The organism is Streptomyces sp. NPDC005574 (genome assembly GCF_040605435.1).
In the GTDB taxonomy this organism is placed as follows: Bacteria; Actinomycetota; Actinomycetes; order Streptomycetales; family Streptomycetaceae; genus Streptomyces.
The window spans coordinates 1-2,700 of the sequence record NZ_JBEXCW010000244.1 but is presented as its reverse complement, the minus strand read 5'-3'; the positions used below and the strand labels follow the sequence as shown (position 1 = coordinate 2,700).

Below are 2,700 nucleotides of genomic sequence, written 5' to 3'. Positions count from 1 at the left end.
CTACGGGCTCAACGTCCCAACGAGCTACCGGCGTCGGCGGGCAGGCGCCGCAGCCATGTTTTCACGCCGGCAAGGCGCACCCGAAGGGATCAGGGGGACTGACCTGGAGAATCTCCGCGCGCCCGTCACGGCGGGACCGCTCAGGGAAGAAGGCGCCGGTTGTCGTGCCGAAGGTCTGAGCGATGGCTGATCGGTACTTCACGGGCTGCGCGTCACCGGCCTCCCACCTCTTCCACTGCCGGAGCAAGTCCTGCTCGCTCACGACCTGGTCGTCCGGGAGCCGGACCATCAGCGCGCGCACCGCGTCGGTCTGCGACCAGTCCCGAGCAGCACGCTCCTCCACCATCCGGCGAGCCCAGTCAGGACGCTCGTCAACCATCGCGATCCCCTATCCCCGTACGGTCCAGCGGCGCAGCCTGCGCCCCGACAGGGTGATGCCCGCGGAGCGGAAGCCGGCCCTTCTGCGGCCGAGCATGGCACGGCCTCTTGATCGCGCGGAGGTGACAAGTGGTAGTGACATTTCGAATGTCACCGGCCGATGTCACTTTCCGTAGTCGCAGGATCCGAGCACGGTCATGGTCATCAAGCGCCAGGAGCTGCGTATCGGAGGTCGAGGTCAATGGGGGCCGCCATCCATTGGAGGATGTGCACGGCGGAGCATGGCCAGCACGGTCTCCGGGTGACCGTCGTACACGATATGAGGCTCATCAGCGGTCGGCGGGTGGAAACGGCCCGCGTGCCTGATCAGGTCTTCCTCGCTGAACTCGATGCTGTTCGCGTCGACCAGCGACTTCCCATTGCGCTTGCGGATTCGGCTCCAGCGCTCCTCATGCGAGGCCGGCAAGTAGATGAGTACAGCTTCGCCGCCGGCCTCCATCACGGTCGCCGCCCACTGGCCTCGCTCTTCTGGAGTCCAGAAGCCGTGATCGACCACAACCTCATGCCCGGCCGCCAGGAGTTTCTGAAGATCGAGGGCGATGTCCTTGAGTACAGGTGCCTCCCGGACCCTGAACTGCCCACGGGGGAAGTCCCTGCCGTAGTGACCGTAGCGGCTGAACATCTCCTCATCAGGGCACAGGCGCCGAAAGCCGTCATCTTCCAGGGCGCGGGCGAGGGTTGTCTTGCCGGAGCCCTGAAGGCCGGACATGAGGATCGCGCGTGGCGCGGCTCCCGGTCGGCCCGACAAAGCGTTCTTTGCGGTCACCGGAGTGCCTCTGACGTCGTGCGACGTGTTCGGCCCGGCGCGCCCAAGTCCACGCCGTATTCGAGCAGCTCGCCGTCGGCGTCCAGGAAGCGTGCGCTCAGCACAAGGATCGCCGCGACGGTGTCGGCCTCCAATTCCAGGAGTTCGAGGTCGTGGCCTGTTGCGATCCGAGCCGTCTCTTCGTCTACGCGCTTCACGACGTGCCGCCCGGTCGCCCGAGCGATCAAGTCGAGCGACAGTCCGCCTTTGAGTCGCTCGCTCCGCGCCAGCTCGGGGACAGCCTTGGCGAACTCCGCTGGGATCCATGAGGTGGAGTGGGAGACGATGCCATGACCGTCTCGGTAGACACGGCTGCGACGAATCACGTCGTCACCAGGCGAAATGCCCATCACCTCAGCGACGTCTTCGGGCACCTCGACTATGCCGGCGGTGTGGCCGGAGGACTTTTCGCCGACGCCCCACGACGACTGGGTCTTGCTGCTGCGGTCGTGGCGCTCCGCCCCGGAGGTCAGGGAGATGGGGCGCGCCATCACCTCTGTGCCGACGCCGGGGATCCCTTGCACGAGTTTCTCTTCGCGCAGGAGTCGCATCGCGCGGTCCGCAGTGGCTGTGCTGACTTCCCACTCGGTCGCCAGCGTCTTGATGCTGGGCAGGAGGTCGCCCGGCGAGAGTTCCCCAGAGCTGATCAGGTCGCGGTAGTGGCCCGCGATGCGCGCGTACGGCGGCCGATTGTCGGCTCGGGGTGGCCCTGACATGTGCCTTCGCCTCCTTCAAATTCTCTCTGGGTGCCTCACTATACCGCTTGACACCTGAGGTTACCTGATGCAACCTGATGTACGTAAGACGTCGGTGACCCTTTGGGAGCACCGAGCAAGCACCATCGCAAGACCGCAGTAGTCGTTCAGCACCACCGCGGAAGCACTTCCTCTGACGAAGGGGAGGGCCAGGGTCGATGCTCCACAAAATCCCCTGGGCCGGTCACCTGGCCGGATGCCTCCTCCTGCACGTCGCAGCGCTGATGCGCTGTCCGATCAGCCAGGACGCCGACTTCGGTCGTGCACCTGGCGGCCGGAGAGCACACCGCGACGCAGCCCCTCACCTGCACGACAAGGAGTCCTCTATGTCCGCGACTTCCGCGCCTTCCCAAGCGGCGCCCCGCAAGCGCCGCCGCAAGTGCCGCACCCGGACGGTCAGCCCCCGGCCGCCGATCCTCGCGTCTGAACTTCCGTCCGTTGAGATCGACCTGACGCTGGGCCGGGAACACCTGGTCTGCCCCGACTGTGAACTCTGGACGCCGGTCACCGGTGTCTTAGGAACTCCCAAGCTGGTCCCGCATCACACCGAACCTGCCAAGGCGCGCACGGAAAAGCCGCAGCGCTGCACAGGGAGCAACCGCCGGATTGAACCGCCCCGGCGTGTCCGGAGACTCCACTTCGTGAGGAGATGGAGTCCATGTCACGTCCTTCGAGGAACTACCCGGCCGAGCTGCGGGAGCG

The 2,700-nt window shown here is 66.1% G+C and carries 3 protein-coding genes; all 3 read right to left on the bottom strand.

Annotated elements, in window-relative coordinates; all coding sequences use genetic code 11:
• Positions 1 to 61: 61 nt before the first annotated feature.
• On the bottom strand, positions 62 to 379 hold the full coding sequence (locus ABZT03_RS43650; protein WP_356049799.1) for a hypothetical protein: 318 nt from the start codon (positions 377 to 379) through the stop codon (positions 62 to 64).
• 237 nt (positions 380 to 616) lie between these two features.
• Positions 617 to 1,204: an ATP-binding protein gene (locus ABZT03_RS43645; RefSeq protein ID WP_356049797.1), complete on the bottom strand. Its 588-nt coding sequence runs from the start codon at positions 1,202 to 1,204 to the stop codon at positions 617 to 619.
• Positions 1,201 to 1,959, bottom strand: coding sequence for a GntR family transcriptional regulator (locus ABZT03_RS43640; protein WP_356049795.1), 759 nt, complete (start codon positions 1,957 to 1,959; stop codon positions 1,201 to 1,203). Before ABZT03_RS43640 ends, ABZT03_RS43645 begins: the two co-directional genes overlap by 4 nt.
• Between the last annotated feature and the right edge of the window lie 741 nt (positions 1,960 to 2,700).

What these genes read in the sequence shown, in the direction of transcription:
- ABZT03_RS43650 (WP_356049799.1), bottom strand. Translation starts at nt 379, where the DNA reads ATGGTTGACGAGCGTCCTGACTGGGCTCGCCGGATGGTGGAGGAGCGT.
- ABZT03_RS43640 (WP_356049795.1), bottom strand. Translation starts at nt 1,959, where the DNA reads ATGTCAGGGCCACCCCGAGCCGACAATCGGCCGCCGTACGCGCGCATC.